Origin of the sequence: Aurantiacibacter sp. MUD11 (assembly GCF_026967575.1) — a bacterium.
Classification (GTDB): Bacteria; Pseudomonadota; Alphaproteobacteria; order Sphingomonadales; family Sphingomonadaceae; genus Alteraurantiacibacter.
In genome coordinates this window covers 902,441-918,520 of sequence record NZ_CP114054.1, presented here as the reverse complement: position 1 = coordinate 918,520, position 16,080 = coordinate 902,441, and the positions used below count along the sequence as shown (strand labels likewise).

Genomic DNA, 16,080 nt, shown 5'->3' with positions numbered 1-16,080 from the left:
CCCCGTCTTCGTGCGAAAGACGCACGCTGCCCTGTGGGACTGGATTGCGCAAGCTTTGCCAAGCGCGCTGTCACAACCTATCTCCGCTGGCATGAGCCGCAGCGAAGCCGGATCCCCGCCAGACCCCAGAGGTGCCGAGCGCTTCAACGAGGAGCGCGCGACCTATACGGTGAAAGGCAGCGCCCAGCCGGACCTGGAGGCCGGGGTGACGGCTATTCGCGAAGTGGTGAAGACGCTGAAGCCCAAGCCGGGTGTCTATCGAATGCTCGATGCGCGGGGCGACGTGCTCTACGTCGGCAAGGCGCGCAGCCTGAAGGCGCGGGTGGCCAATTACACGCAGGTGAAGGCGCTATCCAACCGCCTGCAGCGCATGGTCAGCCAGTGCCGCGGCATGGAAATCGTCACCACCAATTCCGAGGCCGAGGCGCTGCTGCTGGAAGCGCAGTTCATCAAGCGATTTCGCCCACCTTACAATGTCTTGCTGCGCGATGATAAGAGCTTTCCTTTCATCCTGCTGCGCGAGGGGCACGACTTCCCCCGCATCATGAAACATCGCGGTGCGCGCAAGGCCAAGGGCAGCTATTACGGCCCCTTCGCCAGTGCCGGATCGGTCAACACCACGATTAATGCGCTGCAGAAACTCTTCCTCCTAAGGTCCTGTACCGACAGCTTTTTCGAGCGGCGCGACCGGCCCTGCCTGCTGTACCAGATCAAGCGGTGCTCGGCCCCATGCGTCGGGCGGATCGACAAGGAGGGCTATGACGCGCTGCTGCGCGAGGCGAAGGACTTTCTCGGCGGTAAGTCCGGCGCGGTGCAGGCGCGGATCGAGAAGCAGATGCAGGAGGCGGCCGAGAACCTCGACTTCGAGACCGCGGCCCTGCTGCGTGACCGCTTGCGCGCTGCCACCTTCATCCAGGGCAGTCAGGCCGTAAATGCCGATGGCGTGGGCGATGCCGACGTCTTCGCACTGGCCAGCAAGGGCGGGCAGATCGGCATCCAGGGCTTCTTCGTGCGCGGCGGGCAGAACTGGGGCCACAAGGCCTTCTTCCCGAAGAACACCGGCGACGTGGAAGAGGCGGACGTGCTGGCCGACGTGCTGCTGCAATTCTACGAGGAAGTGCCGCCGCCGCGCACCATCCTCGTCGACCGCGAGCTGCCCGAACAGGAACTGCTGGAGGAAGCCTTCAGCGCCTTGGCGGAGCGCAAGGTTGCGATTTCCATTCCGCAACGGGGCGAGCGGCGCAAGCTGATGCAGCAGGCCAGCCGCAATGCGGTGGAGGCGCTCGACCGGCGGCTGGCGGAAACCGGCACGCAGGCGAAGATCATGCGCGAGCTGGCCGAGTTCCTCGAGCTGGCGGACGTGCCGCAGCGCATCGAGATCTACGACAACAGCCATATCCAGGGCGCGAAGGCCGTGGGGGCGATGGTGGTCGCGGGGCCGGACGGCTTCATCAAGAACCAGTATCGCAAGTTCAACATCAGGAGCGCGCAGTCGAACGACGATTTCGGCATGATGCGCGAAGTGATGGAGCGCCGCTTCAGCCGGGCGATGAAGGAAGACCCGGACCGCGAGCAGGCCGGTGTCTGGCCGGACCTGGTGCTGATCGACGGCGGCAAGGGCCAGATGTCCAGCGTGCGCGACACGCTGGAGGAGCTGGGCATCGAGGACGTGCCGCTGATCGCCATCGCCAAGGGGCCACACCACGGGCGCGAAGGGCGCGAGGTGTTCCATTTTCCCGACGGGCGGGAAAAGATGCTGCCGACAAAGTCGCCCGTGCTGTTCTACCTGCAGCGCCTGCGTGACGAGGCGCACCGGTATGTCATCGGCGCCCACCGGGCCAAGCGCAGCCGCGCCATCAGCGCCTCGCCGCTCGACGAAATCCCCGGCATCGGGCCGGCCCGCAAGCGCGCGCTGCTGCTGCACTTCGGCACCGCCAGCAAGGTGCGCGCCGCTGCCCTGGACGACCTCAAGCGCGTGCCCGGCGTGAGCGAAAGCGTGGCGCAGAAGGTCTACGATTTCTACCACGCCGGCGGTTAGGCGGTTGACCTGCCTCAATGCGCGGGAGCAGACTGGCGTGCATTATCACTCCATAATCAGGAGGATCATATGCGCTCGCTACTCGTCCATGCCAGTAATGACGGGACTTTCGAATCCCGCCTGCAGGTCAGCTTAGACCTTGCCCGTCGCTTTGATGCCCACCTGACCTTCCTGCAGACCATTGCCTTCGACGTGGTGATCCCGACCGATCCCTTCACCATCGGCGGTGGGGAGTTGTCGGCGCTCACCAAGCAGCGGGCAGAGGAATTCCGCGAGCAGGTAACCGCGCGGCTGGGCAAGGAGGACGTGCGCTGGGACTGGCAGGTCGAATCCGGCTATGACGGTGCCACCATGACGCGGCATGCCTCGCTGAACGACCTGGCTGTCATGGGCGGTGGCACCGAGGGCGTGAACACGCCGCTGATCGGGCTGCTGGCAATCCACTGCAAGGCACCGCTGTTCGTCGTGCCGCAGGATATGCAATCCTTCGATGCCGGCGGTGCGGCGGTGATCTGCTGGAACGGGTCGACCGAGGCCGCACGTGCCATGCGGGCGTCCCTGCCGCTGCTGACCGCTGCGGCGAAGGTCCACCTGGTGGCCGTCGGCAGCGAGGACGACATCGACAACCACGAACTGCCAATGACCTCCGCCATCACCTATCTCGGTCGCCATGGGGTGGATTGCGAAGCGGTGACCCTGCCGCGCGGGGACGAGCCCGTGCCGGAAACCCTGCGTAAGGCCGCCATGGCGCGCGAAGCCGCGTTCATGGTGATGGGGGCCTATGGCCAGCCGCGCTTCTTCGAGACGCTGTTCGGCGGGGTGACGCGCTCAATCCTGAACGACCTGCCGGTGCCGGTCCTGATGGCGCACTAGCGTGGGCAACGGCACCTCAGACGTGCCGTAGCATCCCTTCCTGGGTGACGCTGGCAACCAGCGTCCCGTCGCGCCTGAACACCTGTCCCCGAGCGAATCCGCGCGCGCCGCCGCTCCAGGGGCTGTCGGTGACGAACAGCAGCCAGTCGTCGGCGGAGAAAGGGGCGTGGAACCACACGGCGTGATCGAGGCTGGCGCCCTTCACCTCGCCGGTATGGATGCCCTTGCCGTGCGGGTGCAGCGCTGTCGCCAGGATCTGGAAGTCCGAGGTGTAGGCCAGCACCGCGCGGTGCACGGCATCCTCGGCTGGCAGCGGGGCGACCGTGCGGAACCACACGTGTGCCTTCGGGGCGCGCTTTTCCGGCGCCAGCCAGTCGCGCGGCTCGACCGAGCGGAAATCGATCGGGGAGGGGCGCAAAAGCAATTGCCGGATCTTGCCCTCCGGCACGTGCCTGGCCACTTCCTGGCGAATATCCGCATCCGGCGGCAGGTCCTCCGGTCCGGGCACATCGGGCATTTCGCCAAACTGGTGCCCGGGGCCGTCGACCGGACGCTGGAACGAGGCCGTGAGGTTGAGGATGGGCTTGCCCTCCTGGCTCGCCACCACTCTGCGGTTGGAGAAGCTGCGGCCGTCGAGGTCGCGTTTTACGCGGTATTCGATCGGCAGGTCGTCGCTGCCGGGACGCAGGAAATAGGCATGGAGCGAGTGCGCCTCGCGGTCGGCATCGACCGTGCGCCGCGCCGCGCCAAGCGCTTGCGCAATTGCCTGTCCGCCGAAGACGCGGCCCGTGCCGTCAGGGCGGCGGCGCCCGATGAAGCGATCACCGCCCTTGGGTTCCAGGTCGAGCAGGAACACCAGGTCTGCGACCAGTTGCTCGGGCGTTTGCGACTGTTCGGAAACGGAATCCATCGCCAGCGGCATTGCGCGCCTGCCGCGGGCGCGTCAACCCAGGCCGGGGATGCGCCGGGCAATCCGCATGGCGATGGCCTTCGCCTTGTTGCCTGCGGGCCACCGTTTCGGCGGGCGCGGATTGATGCCGAACTTGCGCAGCAGCGCGTTGAATGCGCGCGCGTCGGCCTCGGCGTAACTCCATTCGGAACGCCAGGTGATCGACAGCGAGATGGATGGCTGGGGGCCGTTGCGCACATAGTGCGGGGCCATCACCGGCACATAGATCGCATCGCCCGGTTCCAACTGGAAGGTAATCCCGTGCTCGGCGAAGGACTCGTCCCATTTGAGCTCGCGCCCGCCGCCCGTGTGATAGCTTTCATGCACCAGGTCCGAGGCGAAGTGCTGGCAGCCGGCGGGAAATAGCGTCATCGACTTCGTGCCGCGCAACTGCAGCAGGATGTTGTGTTCCGGATCGAAGTGAAACGGCGTGACCGCATCCGGGCTGGAGACGAAAATGAAGCCTTGCGGTGATAGCACCTTGCCGGTGCGCGGTTCGATCACTTCGCGCATCTCCTCCAGCAATTCGCCCAGCAGGGCGGCATAGGCCGGGGACTGTTCGATATTCTTCAGCACGGCCCAGCTGTTGGCCTGGTCGATGTTGCGGATGGTCTCACCGATCGTCAGCCCGGTGCCTTCGGGCTTCCCGTCGACGCCGATAGGCAGGTCGCCCCGGTTGTACTCGATGCTGGAGTCCGGCAGCTGCTCGCCGAGTTCGGCCAGCGCATCGAGCTCCAGCAGGGGGTGCGCGATAAGGTCGTGCTCCAGCTTGTGCGCGCCTTCGGGATAGGACGAGGCGAAGTAGGCGCGACTGCGGGCCGGGAAGATCTGCCGCGCGCCAACCGAGCGCCCGTGTAGTTGTCCGACATGGTGGCTCATAGGATGCCTCCTCCAGGCTGCCCGGTTTCACGCCGGGCGATCGCGCGGAACAGCATCCTGCGCAGGGAGCCGCCAATTCCGAAGGAATGGCGGGCGATGGTACGGCGTTCGCGCCAGATATGGTCGATCATCGGGTGGTCTTCGGCAGCACAACTGTCGATCCACTCGATATCTGCGCGGTCGAGCATGGCCAGGTTTTCCCGCTGCAACAGCACGCCAGGCGAGAAGCGGGAATAGGCTTCGTCGAAGGCGGTCTTGTAGGCATAGGCACCCGGCGGGGTGAGAAAATTGGCCAGCATCGCGATGGGTTTGCCGTCGAGTCGCAGCGAGAGCCGCTCAAGCCTTCCGCGTGCCGCGGCACCGGCGATGGCATAGGTGAACAGGCTGCTGGTCGCCCCGTCGCTGTCCATGGCCGAGCCTGCATTGCCCTTCCATCCGCGGGCTTCCAGCGACAGGAATTCGCGCGTCCAGACAGCGATGTCGGTGTAGTCCGTCAGCCGCTCGAACGTGAGTTTTCCCTCGTCGGAGAGACGGCGATGCTGGCGACGCAGTTCCTTGCGCTTCTTCGCGCTGAGCGACCCTTCGAGATATTCTTCGGGACTGGCGGTGGAGGCCAGCATAGCCCGCTCTTCCCGGTGCACCGTTGCTGCCGGTCGCTTGTCCTGTGCCAGCACCTGCACCAGCGCTTCATGCAGCGGGCCGTTGGCGGGCACCTGCATCAGGTGCAGGAACAGCGAGGTGCCGGGATTGGCATCGCAGTATTTGAAAAGCGCCCGCCAGAACTGTCGCTCGAACCCGCGCGCCACCAGCGGCAGGCCGAGGAAGCAGTTGGGATGCACCCAGTTGCGCAGGTGCGGCAGGGGATACCCGTAATAGTCGCGCTCGCGCCTAACCGGCAGCAGGCCGGCGATCTGGCCATTGGTTTCCAGCATCAGCATCTGCACGTCTTCGTCGCTCGCCAGGGCGCGCAGCGCAGGCAGCAGGTACCAGCTTTCGTAGAAGGGATTGGGTTCGGCAGCGCAGGCCGCAAGGGCATCCCAGGCGGTAATCCGTCCGCGCTGTTCGAAATCGCGCCACCGCCGCGCGGTTATCCGGGCGTCAGTCGATGCCACCTCGCGGACTTGCGCGAAGCCGTCATGGTCGAAGGCGCCAAGTCGGGGAAGGGGCACATCATGAGCCAATGAAAAAGGTTAACCTCGCATCGCCAGACCCCACACTGGGGATGCGCCTGTTCTAGGATATCCGCGGACAAGGAAAGTTTAACCCGAAAGGTAAAGAAAGCCCTGCCCGGCGGGTGCCGGGCAGGGCATTTTGTTAACCGCAATCGCGGGTTCTGCGACTAGGTGGCGAGCGCCGCCAGCAGCAGCAGGGCCACGATATTGGTGATCTTGATCATCGGGTTCACGGCCGGACCGGCGGTGTCCTTGTAGGGGTCACCAACGGTGTCGCCGGTCACCGCAGCCTTGTGGGCTTCGGAACCCTTGCCGCCGTGGTTACCGTCCTCGATGTACTTCTTGGCGTTGTCCCAGGCACCACCACCGGCGGTCATGGACAGGGCCACGAACAGGCCGCCCACGATCACGCCCAGCAGCAGGGCACCCAGCGCGGCAAAGCCATTGGCTTCACCGGCAACGGCGGTGATCACGAAGTAGACGACGACCGGAGCCAGCACCGGCAGCAGCGACGGAATGATCATTTCCTTGATCGCGGCCTTGGTGACGAGGTCCACCGTGCGGGCATAGTTGGGACGGCTGGTGCCTTCCATGATGCCCTTGTCGGCGGCGAACTGCTCACGCACGTCCTTCACCACGTCGCCGGCAGCGCGGCCCACCGCGGTCATGCCCATGGCTCCGAAGAGGTAGGGCAGCAGCGCGCCGAGCAGCAGGCCGACGATGACGTAGGGATTCTCGAGTGAGAAATCGACGTCCACATCGGGGAAGAACTCGGCAAGGTCGGTGGTGTAGGCGGCGAACAGCACCAGGGCGGCGAGGCCGGCCGAACCGATGGCATAGCCCTTGGTCACGGCCTTGGTGGTGTTGCCGACAGCGTCGAGCAGGTCGGTCTTCTCGCGCACGGAATCGTCGAGGCCCGCCATTTCGGCGATGCCGCCGGCATTGTCGGTGACGGGACCGTAGGCGTCGAGAGCCACGACCATGCCTGCCAGCGCCAGCATGGCGGTGGCTGCGTAGGCGATGCCGATCAGGCCGGCCAGTTGGTAGGCAATAACGATACCGGAAACGATCACCAGCGTGGGCAGCGCGGTCGCTTCCAGCGAGATCGCGAGGCCCTGGATCACGTTGGTGCCGTGGCCCGTTTCCGAAGCCTTGGCGATCGACTTCACCGGACGGAAGTTGGTGCCGGTGTAGTACTCGGTGATCCAGATGATCAGGCCGGTGATGACCAGGCCCAGCAACGAGCACCAGAACAGGTCCATGCCGGTGAACGGAGCGACCGAGCTTTCGCTATCGGCACCGCCGATCACGGTGGACATGTCGCCGAGCGCATACTGCGTGACGAGGTAGATCAGCGGCACGGCCAGCACGGCGGTGACGATGAAGCCCTTGTACATCGCGCCCATCACGTTCGTGCCGCCACCCAGGCGGACGAAGTAGGTGCCGATGATGCTGGTGACGATGCAGGCACCGCCGATCAGCAGCGGCAGGGCCATCATCGGCAGCAGCAGCTCGCCCAGGCCCGAGAGCAGCAGGGCGGTGAGTACCATGGTGGCGCCGACGGTAACGACATAGGTTTCGAACAGGTCGGCAGCCATGCCGGCACAGTCACCCACGTTGTCACCCACGTTGTCGGCGATCACGGCGGGGTTACGAGGGTCATCTTCCGGGATGCCCGCTTCCACCTTGCCGACGAGGTCGGCGCCGACGTCGGCGGCCTTGGTGAAGATGCCGCCGCCCAGACGGGCGAAGATCGAGATCAGCGAGGCGCCGAAGGCGAGGGCGACCAGTGCGTCGACCACTTCACGGCTGTTTGCTTCGTGCCCCATCGGGCCGATCAGCACGTAGAAGAACACGGCGATGGCCAGCAGCGCGAGGCCGGCGACCAGCAGGCCGGTAATGGCACCGGCGCGGAACGCGATGGTCAGGCCTTCCTGCAGGCCCTTTTCGGCAGCCGCCGCGGTACGCACGTTGGAACGTACCGAGATGTTCATGCCGATGTAGCCGGCGACACCCGACAGGATCGCGCCGACTACGAAGCCGACAGCCGGGATGATGTTGAGGAACACCGCGACCAGCACGGCGACGACCACCCCGACCATGCCGATGGTGGTGTACTGGCGGTTCAGGTAAGCCTGCGCGCCTTCCTGGATCGCGCCTGCAATTTCCTGCATTTTCTCGTTGCCGGCGCTGGCACCCAGCACCTGGCGGCTGGTGACGAAGCCGTACACGACGGCCAGCGCACCAGCGATGATAGCGTAAATGACTAGGTCCATGACCTGTTTGTCCCCTCCATAAATGAAAACGGCCCGGTTTGCCGGGTCCGAAGGTGGGACATGGCTAGCAAACTGGTGCCTTTGCACAAGGCCGAAAAAGGGAGGATGCCGCCTTATCCCCGCAAGGGACGGGTTGGCGGTTAGTCGTGGAGGTATCCCAGCCCTTTGGCATTGGTCACCGGCTCGCCATCGACGAACAAGGGCGCGAAGCCGCGCGGCTCGACCTTGCCGATGCAGGTGGCGGTCACGGCGGGAGCGACGCCATCGGGCAGGGTGAACAGCAACTGGTAGTCGTCACCCCAGGTCAGGCACTCCATGCGCCGGCCCGGATCGGCGACTGGAACCGCCTTGCTGTCGACGGCGATGGAGACCTGGCTCGCTTCGGCCATGCGGAAGCTGTCCAGCAGCAATCCGTCCGAAATATCCATCATTGCAGTCACTTGCGGGGCGAGTTGCTGTCCCTCGGCGACCAGTGCGCGCGGCTGGCGATAGGGGAGCGTCGTCTCCGCATCGCCGTCCGGCATGGCGTCGTGGCCGACCATCGCCGCGCCCAGCGTGCCGGTGACCCACAGCCTGTCGCCAATGCCTGCGCCCGAGCGCGAAGGGACCGGCACGTGGACGGCCCGGCCGATAGCGGTGATCCCGAAGCTGCGGGCAGAGGGCGAGGAAACCGTATCGCCGCCCAGCAGGGCCACGTCGAATGCCTCCATCGCCGCGTGCATGCCGGCAACGAAGCGTTGGTCGTCCCGGCCAAGCGTGTAGCCGAGCAGCAGGCCGATCGGCTTGGCCCCCTTGGCGGCAAGGTCGCTGATGTTGACGGCGACGATCTTCCAGCCGACGTCGAACAGGTCCTGGTCGGGCCGGAAGTGGACGCCTTCCACCATCACGTCATGGGTGATGACCAGCGTTTCGCCGCCGATCTCCAGGACTGCGGTATCGTCTTCCAGGTTGCGGGCGCCGGGGTGCAGCGGCAGCTGCCGCAGGGCCGAAATGAATTCGGCCTCGCCCCTCACCCGCGCGCGTCCCTGGCCACTGCGTCGAGGATGCCGTTGACGAATTTCGCCTCGCGCTCGTCGAAGAAGGCGTGGGCGACATCGACATATTCGCTGATCGCCGTGGCGGTCGGCACGTCGGCACGGCCGAGCAGTTCGTAGGCACCACAGCGCAGGATCTGCAGCATGGTCTTGTCGAGGCGAGCGAGCGTCCAGCCCTCGGCCAGCTTGCTCACCAGCGTGTCGTCGATTTCTTCCCCGCGCGCGACGACGCCGGCGACGATGTCGTCGAAGAAGTCGACCTCGGCCTCTTCATACTGGTCGTCCTCGATTTCCGCGCCCAGCCGGTGCTGGTGGAATTCGTCGAGCAACTTCGCGGTCGGGGTATTCTCCATGTGGCGCTGGTAAAGCGCCTGCACGGCGGCGAGGCGGGCGGCGCTGCGGGCGCGGGAGCGCTGGTTCTGGCTCATTGGCGGTGTCCTTACTTGAGCCGCACGGTAACGCTGCGGGCGTGGGCGGGCAGGCCCTCGATCTCGGCCAGCGCGGCGGCGGCAGGCCCGATAGCATCCAGCGCGCCCTCGTCCAGCGAAATGAAGCTGGTGCGCTTCATGAAGTCGAGCACCGACAGACCGCTGGCGAAGCGCGCGCGGCGGCCGGTGGGCAGCACGTGGTTCGGCCCGGCGACGTAATCGCCGACGGCTTCGGGCGTGTAGCGGCCAAGGAAGACGCTGCCGGCATGCCTGAGCCGGGCGAACATCTCTTCCGCATTGTTGAGCGCCAGCTGTACGTGTTCGGCGGCCAGGCGATCGGCGAGGGCGGGGGCCTGTTGGAGCAGGTCTTCCACCACGATCACCACACCGTGCTTGTCCCAGCTCTCGGTGGCGGTGCGCTCGGTGCTGAGCTGCGAAAGCAGCACGTCGACCGCATCTTCCACCGCGGCGGCATAGGCGGCATCGTCGGTAATCAGGATCGACTGGCTCGACGGGTCATGCTCGGCCTGGCTCAGCAGGTCGGCAGCGATCCAGTCTGGATCGTTCTGGTTGTCGGCAATGACGAGGATTTCGCTCGGTCCCGCCACCATGTCGATGCCGACCACGCCGTAAAGCTGGCGCTTGGCTTCGGCGACATAGGCGTTGCCGGGGCCGGTGATGACGTCGACAGGACGAATGCGCTGCGTGCCGAAGGCCAGCGCGGCCACGGCCTGTGCCCCGCCGATGCGCCACATCTCGTCCACCCCGGCGACATGGGCCGCGGCCAGCACCAGGTCGTTCATCTTGCCGCCCGGCGTGGGCGTGGTGACGACCAGCCGCTCGACGCCCGCCACTTTGGCCGGAATGGCGTTCATCAGCAGGCTGGAGGGATAGGCGGCGCGGCCACCGGGCACATACATGCCGGCCGCTTCCACCGCGCTCCACCGCGCGCCGAGGCGGACGTTCTTGGCATCTGTGTAGTCGCGGTTCTCGGGCAGCTGGCCTTCATGGTAGGCGCGGATGCGCTCTGCCGCCATGTCCAGTGCCTCGCGCACGTCGGGCAGCAGCATGTCGTAGGCGACCTTGCACTGGTCCGCCCCGATCCGCCAGCTGGCGAGGTCCGCCGTCAGCGCATGCTTGTCATAGCGCATGGTGTAATCGACCAGCGCATCGTCGCCCTTCTGGCGGACCTGGTCGATGATGCCGCGCACGTCGCTGGCGACATTGTCGTCGCTCTCGCGCCGGTCGTTGACGATCCGGGCGAACTTGCTCTCGAAATCCTCGTCGGTGATGGACAGGCGGCGCATCAGGCGGCCTGCCTCTCTGCTCCGCTGCGGAAACGTTCGACCAGTTCGGCCACGCGCGGATCGGTCTTCCACGCGGCGCGGTTGACGATCAGGCGGGCGCTGACCTGCATGATGACGTCCTTCTCGACGAGGCCGTTCGACTTCAGCGTGCCGCCGGTGGAGACGAGGTCGACGATCCGCCCGGCAAGGCCGGTCGAGGGGGCCAGTTCCATCGCGCCGTTCAGCTTGATGCATTCGGCCTGGATGCCCTGCGCCTCGAAATGGCGGCTGGTGATGTTGGGATACTTGGTGGCGACGCGCAGGTGGCTGGCGTTGCCGTACTTGTATTCGACCGGCTGCTGCGGCTCCGCCACCGACAGGCGGCAGGCACCGATGCCCAGGTCCACCGGTGCATAGAGCTCCGAATAATCGAATTCCTCGATCACGTCGGAACCGACGATGCCCGCCTGCGCTGCACCGAAGGCAACGAAGGTGGCCACGTCGAACGCGCGCACGCGCAGGATGCGTGCCTGGCCGTCCTCGGTCGCGAAACTCAGCGAGCGATCGAGCTTGTCGTGAAAGGCGCTTTCCGGCACGAGGCCGGCGTCCGCCATCACGGGCAGCGCCTCGTCGAGGATGCGACCCTTGGGGACAGCGAAGATCAGCGGCCCGAAACGGCTCTCGGCAGTAGTCGAAGTCATGGGCGCGCGATGTAGGGCCGACAGCGCGAAAGGGCAATGCACATGGCAGATCAGCGGGACCAAAGCCCTAATTCGAAAAAGGTCATGGAAATCGCCAGTGTGCCCGAAGCCATCGAATGGCAGGCGCAGCACATGGAGCGGGCCGGTTCGCCGAACAATGCCCGCGTGCTGAAAGCACTGCTGGCGGTGCTGGAGACGGACACCGCCACCGGGCGGCGCATGGCCAACTGGCAGGGACTGACGCTGGAAGACGCCATGCCGCTGCGCATCGCGGGCGGGTTTCACTACCTGCTGCTGACCGGCGAGGAGGAGCGGCTGGCGGATATCTACGCCGGCCGGATGACCGACCAGGCGGCGATCGACGCCATGGTGGTCGATATCGTCGAGCGGCACGACCACACGCTGCTGCCGTGGCTCGACGGCCCGCCGCAGACCAACGAGGCCGGACGCAGCGCCAGCGTAATGGCGGGTCTGCTGTGGTTGTCCGGCAAGCTGGGGCCGAAGTTCGAGCTGGTCGAGATCGGCGCGAGCGCGGGCGTCAACACGATGATGGCGCGCTATTTCTACGACCTTGGCGGCACGACAGCGGGGCCGAGCCTGTCCTCCATCCGGATCAAGCCCGAGTGGCGCGGCGCCCCGCCGCCGCAGAACCCTGTCGAGACCGTCGGGATCAGAGGCTGCGACGTGGCGCCCATCGACCTGACCGACGCGGCGCAGGCGCTACGCCTGAAAGCCTACATCTGGCCCGAAGCCACCGCCCGGATCGCCCGCATGGATGCCGCCATCGCCATGGCCGAGAAGATGCCGCCCGACCTGGTGCGGATGGACGCGGGCGACTTCGTGGAGGAGCGGCTGGCGGAGCAGCAGGAGCCAGGCGTGACGCGCGTGCTGTTCCACACGGTGATGTGGCAATACCTGCCGCCTGCCACGCGCGAACGGATCACGGCAATGATGGAGGCGGCTGGCGCGAAGGCTTCGGCCGAGAAGCCGCTGGCGTGGATCCGCGTGGAGACCAATCGCGCCACTTTCCGGCACGAACTCACCGTCCGCTATTGGCCGGGCGGCGAGGAATGGGTGCAGCTGGCCGAGGCGCACCCGCATGGTGCCTGGGTGGAATGGCAGGGAGCTGACTAGGCCGTCCTGCCTAGGAAGGCGTCGAGCGCACGGTTCACCGCCTCGGGCGCTTCCCACGTCACGAAATGACCGGATTCCGGCACGCGCTCGATCGTCAGGTCGCTCACCTGCTCCTCCAGCCCTTCGAGGTTGGCGGGCAGCAGCGCCTGGTCCTTCATCCCCCAGACTACCAGTGTCGGGATTTCCAGCTTGGGGAAGGGCGGAGGCGCAAAGCCCTCCGGCAGGCCGACCGGGTCGTCCATCGACGGCACTTCCACCGTGCTGGCGCGATACCAGTTGAGCATGGCGAAAGCGGTGTCGGGATCGCTCCACTGCGACAGCAGCAATTGCAGCTCCGCCGGATCGTATTCCGGACGGTCGTCCCACTTGAGCGCGGTGCGCAGCAGGCCGGCAAGGCCGTGCTCGCGGATCAGCGGATCGTTGGCGGGATCGCGGAAGGCGCGCATGTACTGGCTGGCCGCACGCTGCGCCGGATCGGTCAGCAGCAGGCGCTGGAACACCGCGGGGTGCGGCGCATTGGCGATGACGGCGCGGGTGACCTGCCCGCCAGCCTGCCCGAATGCAGCGACGAGCCAGGCGATGGCTCCGCCCCAGTCGTGGCCGAGGATCGTGTAATTGGGCAGTTCCAGCGCCTGCGCGAGGCCGAAGATGTCCTGCACCAGCAGCTGCGGGGCGTAGTTGCCGACACCATCGGGCCTGGAGGAATTGCCATAGCCCCGCTGGTCCGGCGCGATGCAGCGGAAGCGATCGGATAGGTGCTCGACCTGGTGCCGCCAGGTGCGATGGTTTTCCGGGAAGCCGTGCAGGAAGATCAGCGCGGGCGCATCGCGCGGGCCGGTGTCCCAGACGTCCAGTCCGACGCCGGTGGGCAGGGCAACGCGGGTCAGCTCGCTCATCTCACACGCCCTGGCTGGGGATGCCGACCAGCTCGATGGTGAAGAACAGCGTCGCGCCGCCGGGGATCGGGCCACGGCCCTGCAGGCCATAGGCCAGCTCTGCCGGGATGGCGATTTCAGCGGTGTCGCCCACGCCCATGTAGGGGATGGCAATCTGCCAGCCGCGCACGAGGCGGGAGAGCGGGAATTCGATGGGGGCCGAGCCTTCGTTGCTGTCGAACACCGAGCCGTCGAAGAAAGTGCCGGTGTAGTTCACCTGCACCACGTCACGCAGGCTTGGAGCGGGGCCGGTGCCTTCGCCGGCGGTGCGGCGGAACTTGATGCCCCCTTCCAGCGTCGACCAGCCCTGTTCGGGGCGCAGGCTGTGCAGCGACGATTGCTGGAGGTTGTGCCATGCCAGCGAACCCACTTCCGGCGCGGCGGATTCATCCTGCGCGGCGGCGGGAATGGCAAGGGAAAGGGCGGCGAGGGTCAGGACGGTCTTTTTCATGGGACCGCTCCATAACCGCCATCCGTGCCTAGGGATAGCTTACAGTCAGCGGCTTACCGTCGGGCAGGGGGATAAATTCCGCTTCGTCGCCCGGCACCTTGGCGAAACGGCCCTCGCGCCAGTCCTGCTTGGCCTGGTTGATCCTTTCGCGATCGGAGCTGACGAAGTTCCACCAGACGTGACGTTTGGTGGAGAACGCCTCTCCGCCCAGCAGCATGACGCGGCCGCCGCTGCGGCTGGTCAGCGTCATGGCGGCGCCGGGCTTCAGGATCGTCAGCGCGTAAAGCTCCAGCGGCTGGCCGTCGATGGCGGCTTCCCCGCCCACCAGCATCACCGCGCGCTCGTCGGCCTCGGCATCGATGGGGATGGAACCGCCCTCGGTCAGCACGATCTCGGCATAGATGGTGTCCGCATAGCAGGTGGTTTGCGCCCGCTCGCCCCACAGTTCGCCCATGATGACGCAGGCGCGCGCGCCGTCACCGTCGATCCACGGAAGGTCGCTGACGGCCTCGAAGGCGGGGTCGATCTCTTCCTTGCCGTCGGGCAGCGCCAGCCAGGTCTGCATGCCGTAAAGCGAAGGGCCCTTGGCGCGTTCTTCCTGCGGGCTGCGCTCCGAATGGACGATGCCGCTGCCGGCGGTCATCAGGTTCACCGTGCCGGGACGGATGGTGGAATAGGTGCCCAGGCTGTCGCGGTGGTCGATGGCGCCGTCGAACAGCCACGTCACGGTGGCGAGGTTGATGTGCGGGTGCGGGCGCACGTCCATGCCCTTGCCAAGGTCCAGTTGGGCGGGGCCGAACTGGTCGACGAAGACGAAGGGGCCGACCATGCGGCATTCCTTGCTCGGCACCGCGCGGCGGACGGTGAAATCGCCCAGTTCGTGGCTGACGGGGGTGACGGTCTTGATGATGCTCATGCCCAAATGACCTCTCAGGCTTCGTCGAGTTCCTCGTAATGGCGGAAAATGCCGTCCTCGTTGAATTCCAGCCGCCGCTCGCTGGCAAGGTAATCGGCGAGGCCCTCGATCTCCGGGACGGCGCCTTGCAGGCCCTCAAGGTGCGGCCAGCTGCCCTGCATCTGCTTCATGTAGTTGGGGAACATGTAGTCCAGCCCCTCCATCACCTGGAACAGGCTGGTGTCGACATGGCTGAACTGCTGGCCAAGGCTGAACGGCCCGCCATTGGCGGCAATCGCGTTGTCGAAATGGATCAGGTACTTCGGAATGCGGTTGGCGCGGAAGTTCTGCGCGCGGTCGAAGGCGGCTTCCATCTGGTCGGCATAGTACAGCTCGCTGGCGATGGGGTGGTGGACGGAGTGCACCTCCTCCACGAAATCGGCGATGTCCATCTGCAATTGCAGCAATTGCAGGTCCGTCTCCATCTCGCCCGAGCCAAGGCCTTCCTTGTCGGAGAGGTATTGCAGGATCAGCGCGGTCTGGCCGACCACCACCTCGCCATCGACGATGTAGGGCGGGGCGAAGGGGCGCATGCCCTGCAGGCCGTGCATGTGCTCCACCAGCGCATCGGCGCTCTGTTCGCGGGCCATGTCGGCGTAGTCGATCTCGCCCGCTTCGCAGAACAGGCGGACGAACTCACCACGGCCGGGAATGTCCGGCCAGTACCACAGCTCAACGCTCACGCGGTCTCTCCGGGAGCGAGGCACTTCATCGCGAAGGCGTGCACGCGCTCGCCCGGGATGTCGCCCAGCGCGGCCAGCACAAGCCGCTGGCGGGCAAGGCGGTTCTTGCCGGCGAACTCCTCGCTTTCGACGATCACGGTGAAGTGCGATTCACCGCTGCCGTCGTCGCCGGCGTGGCCATAATGCCGGGCGCTGTCGTTGATGACTTCCAGCCGCGTCGGCGCCAGTGCGTCGCGGAGGAGGGTTTCGATTTCCTGCTGTACGGGTCCACTCATGCAGCCACAGT

At 66.1% G+C, this 16,080-nt stretch carries 16 protein-coding genes; 3 read left to right on the top strand and 13 right to left on the bottom strand.

Annotated features, from left to right (window positions below; genetic code table 11):
• Window positions 1–91 precede the first annotated feature (91 nt).
• Entirely contained in the window at window positions 92–2,038 is a 1,947-nt protein-coding gene (gene uvrC / locus OZN62_RS04535; protein WP_269101555.1) for an excinuclease ABC subunit UvrC, read from the top strand.
• A gap of 69 nt (window positions 2,039–2,107) precedes the next feature.
• Entirely contained in the window at window positions 2,108–2,911 is an 804-nt protein-coding gene (locus OZN62_RS04530) for a universal stress protein (protein WP_269101554.1), read from the top strand.
• Between the two features lie 16 nt (window positions 2,912–2,927).
• Here OZN62_RS04530 and OZN62_RS04525 read toward each other — a convergent pair whose 3' ends face one another.
• From OZN62_RS04525 to hisG, 8 genes are all read right to left on the bottom strand, one after another.
• A complete protein-coding gene (locus OZN62_RS04525) occupies window positions 2,928–3,821 on the bottom strand; it encodes an acyl-CoA thioesterase (RefSeq protein WP_269101553.1) in 894 nt (297 codons plus the stop codon).
• A gap of 33 nt (window positions 3,822–3,854) precedes the next feature.
• Window positions 3,855–4,739, bottom strand: a complete 885-nt coding sequence (locus tag OZN62_RS04520; RefSeq protein WP_269101552.1) for a cupin-like domain-containing protein — start codon at window positions 4,737–4,739, stop codon at window positions 3,855–3,857.
• Complete coding sequence (locus OZN62_RS04515; RefSeq protein ID WP_269101551.1) at window positions 4,736–5,908, bottom strand: GNAT family N-acetyltransferase; 1,173 nt, start codon at window positions 5,906–5,908, stop codon at window positions 4,736–4,738. Before OZN62_RS04515 ends, OZN62_RS04520 begins: the two co-directional genes overlap by 4 nt.
• 170 nt (window positions 5,909–6,078) lie before the next feature.
• Complete coding sequence (locus OZN62_RS04510) at window positions 6,079–8,187, bottom strand: sodium-translocating pyrophosphatase (protein ID WP_269101550.1); 2,109 nt, start codon at window positions 8,185–8,187, stop codon at window positions 6,079–6,081.
• A 140-nt stretch (window positions 8,188–8,327) separates the two neighbouring features.
• Window positions 8,328–9,200 (bottom strand): thiamine-phosphate kinase, encoded by an 873-nt coding sequence (gene thiL / locus OZN62_RS04505; protein ID WP_269101549.1) that lies wholly within the window; start codon window positions 9,198–9,200, stop codon window positions 8,328–8,330.
• Window positions 9,197–9,649 (bottom strand): transcription antitermination factor NusB, encoded by a 453-nt coding sequence (gene nusB, locus OZN62_RS04500; protein ID WP_269101548.1) that lies wholly within the window; start codon window positions 9,647–9,649, stop codon window positions 9,197–9,199. Before nusB ends, thiL begins: the two co-directional genes overlap by 4 nt.
• A gap of 11 nt (window positions 9,650–9,660) precedes the next feature.
• Window positions 9,661–10,956 carry a histidinol dehydrogenase gene (gene hisD / locus OZN62_RS04495; RefSeq protein ID WP_269101547.1) on the bottom strand — a complete coding sequence of 432 codons (1,296 nt, stop codon included), beginning with the start codon at window positions 10,954–10,956 and terminating at the stop codon, window positions 9,661–9,663.
• Window positions 10,956–11,636 carry an ATP phosphoribosyltransferase gene (gene hisG, locus OZN62_RS04490; protein WP_269101546.1) on the bottom strand — a complete coding sequence of 227 codons (681 nt, stop codon included), beginning with the start codon at window positions 11,634–11,636 and terminating at the stop codon, window positions 10,956–10,958. The genes hisD and hisG overlap by 1 nt, the downstream gene beginning before the upstream one ends.
• An 84-nt stretch (window positions 11,637–11,720) precedes the next feature.
• Here hisG and OZN62_RS04485 point away from each other — a divergent pair, with 84 nt between their 5' ends.
• The gene (locus tag OZN62_RS04485; protein WP_269101545.1) at window positions 11,721–12,770 is read left to right on the top strand and encodes a DUF2332 domain-containing protein; all 1,050 of its coding nucleotides are present in this window, start codon (window positions 11,721–11,723) and stop codon (window positions 12,768–12,770) included.
• On the opposite strand, the gene OZN62_RS04480 is transcribed toward OZN62_RS04485, so the two are convergent.
• The 5 genes from OZN62_RS04480 to OZN62_RS04460 are packed head-to-tail and all read right to left on the bottom strand — an operon-like array spanning window position 12,767 to window position 16,069.
• Entirely contained in the window at window positions 12,767–13,666 is a 900-nt protein-coding gene (locus OZN62_RS04480) for an alpha/beta fold hydrolase (protein ID WP_269101544.1), read from the bottom strand. The two genes, OZN62_RS04485 and OZN62_RS04480, sit on opposite strands and share 4 nt — an antisense overlap.
• A 1-nt stretch (window position 13,667) precedes the next feature.
• Entirely contained in the window at window positions 13,668–14,156 is a 489-nt protein-coding gene (locus tag OZN62_RS04475) for an FKBP-type peptidyl-prolyl cis-trans isomerase (protein WP_269101543.1), read from the bottom strand.
• Between the two features lie 28 nt (window positions 14,157–14,184).
• Window positions 14,185–15,072 (bottom strand): pirin family protein, encoded by an 888-nt coding sequence (locus OZN62_RS04470; protein WP_269101542.1) that lies wholly within the window; start codon window positions 15,070–15,072, stop codon window positions 14,185–14,187.
• A gap of 14 nt (window positions 15,073–15,086) precedes the next feature.
• The gene (locus tag OZN62_RS04465) at window positions 15,087–15,794 is read right to left on the bottom strand and encodes a glutathione S-transferase (protein ID WP_269101541.1); all 708 of its coding nucleotides are present in this window, start codon (window positions 15,792–15,794) and stop codon (window positions 15,087–15,089) included.
• Window positions 15,791–16,069 (bottom strand): BolA family protein, encoded by a 279-nt coding sequence (locus OZN62_RS04460; RefSeq protein WP_269101540.1) that lies wholly within the window; start codon window positions 16,067–16,069, stop codon window positions 15,791–15,793. Before OZN62_RS04460 ends, OZN62_RS04465 begins: the two co-directional genes overlap by 4 nt.
• Window positions 16,070–16,080: the final 11 nt, after the last annotated feature.

Coding starts and splice junctions, on each gene's coding strand:
- OZN62_RS04460 (WP_269101540.1), bottom strand. CDS start 16,069: ATGAGTGGACCCGTACAGCAGGAAATCGAAACCCTCCTCCGCGACGCA.
- OZN62_RS04475 (WP_269101543.1), bottom strand. CDS start 14,156: ATGAAAAAGACCGTCCTGACCCTCGCCGCCCTTTCCCTTGCCATTCCC.
- uvrC (WP_269101555.1), top strand. CDS start 92: ATGAGCCGCAGCGAAGCCGGATCCCCGCCAGACCCCAGAGGTGCCGAG.
- nusB (WP_269101548.1), bottom strand. CDS start 9,649: ATGAGCCAGAACCAGCGCTCCCGCGCCCGCAGCGCCGCCCGCCTCGCC.
- OZN62_RS04530 (WP_269101554.1), top strand. CDS start 2,108: ATGCGCTCGCTACTCGTCCATGCCAGTAATGACGGGACTTTCGAATCC.
- OZN62_RS04510 (WP_269101550.1), bottom strand. CDS start 8,187: ATGGACCTAGTCATTTACGCTATCATCGCTGGTGCGCTGGCCGTCGTG.
- OZN62_RS04480 (WP_269101544.1), bottom strand. CDS start 13,666: ATGAGCGAGCTGACCCGCGTTGCCCTGCCCACCGGCGTCGGACTGGAC.
- hisD (WP_269101547.1), bottom strand. CDS start 10,956: ATGCGCCGCCTGTCCATCACCGACGAGGATTTCGAGAGCAAGTTCGCC.
- hisG (WP_269101546.1), bottom strand. CDS start 11,636: ATGACTTCGACTACTGCCGAGAGCCGTTTCGGGCCGCTGATCTTCGCT.
- OZN62_RS04485 (WP_269101545.1), top strand. CDS start 11,721: ATGGAAATCGCCAGTGTGCCCGAAGCCATCGAATGGCAGGCGCAGCAC.
- OZN62_RS04520 (WP_269101552.1), bottom strand. CDS start 4,739: ATGAGCCACCATGTCGGACAACTACACGGGCGCTCGGTTGGCGCGCGG.
- OZN62_RS04470 (WP_269101542.1), bottom strand. CDS start 15,072: ATGAGCATCATCAAGACCGTCACCCCCGTCAGCCACGAACTGGGCGAT.
- OZN62_RS04525 (WP_269101553.1), bottom strand. CDS start 3,821: ATGGATTCCGTTTCCGAACAGTCGCAAACGCCCGAGCAACTGGTCGCA.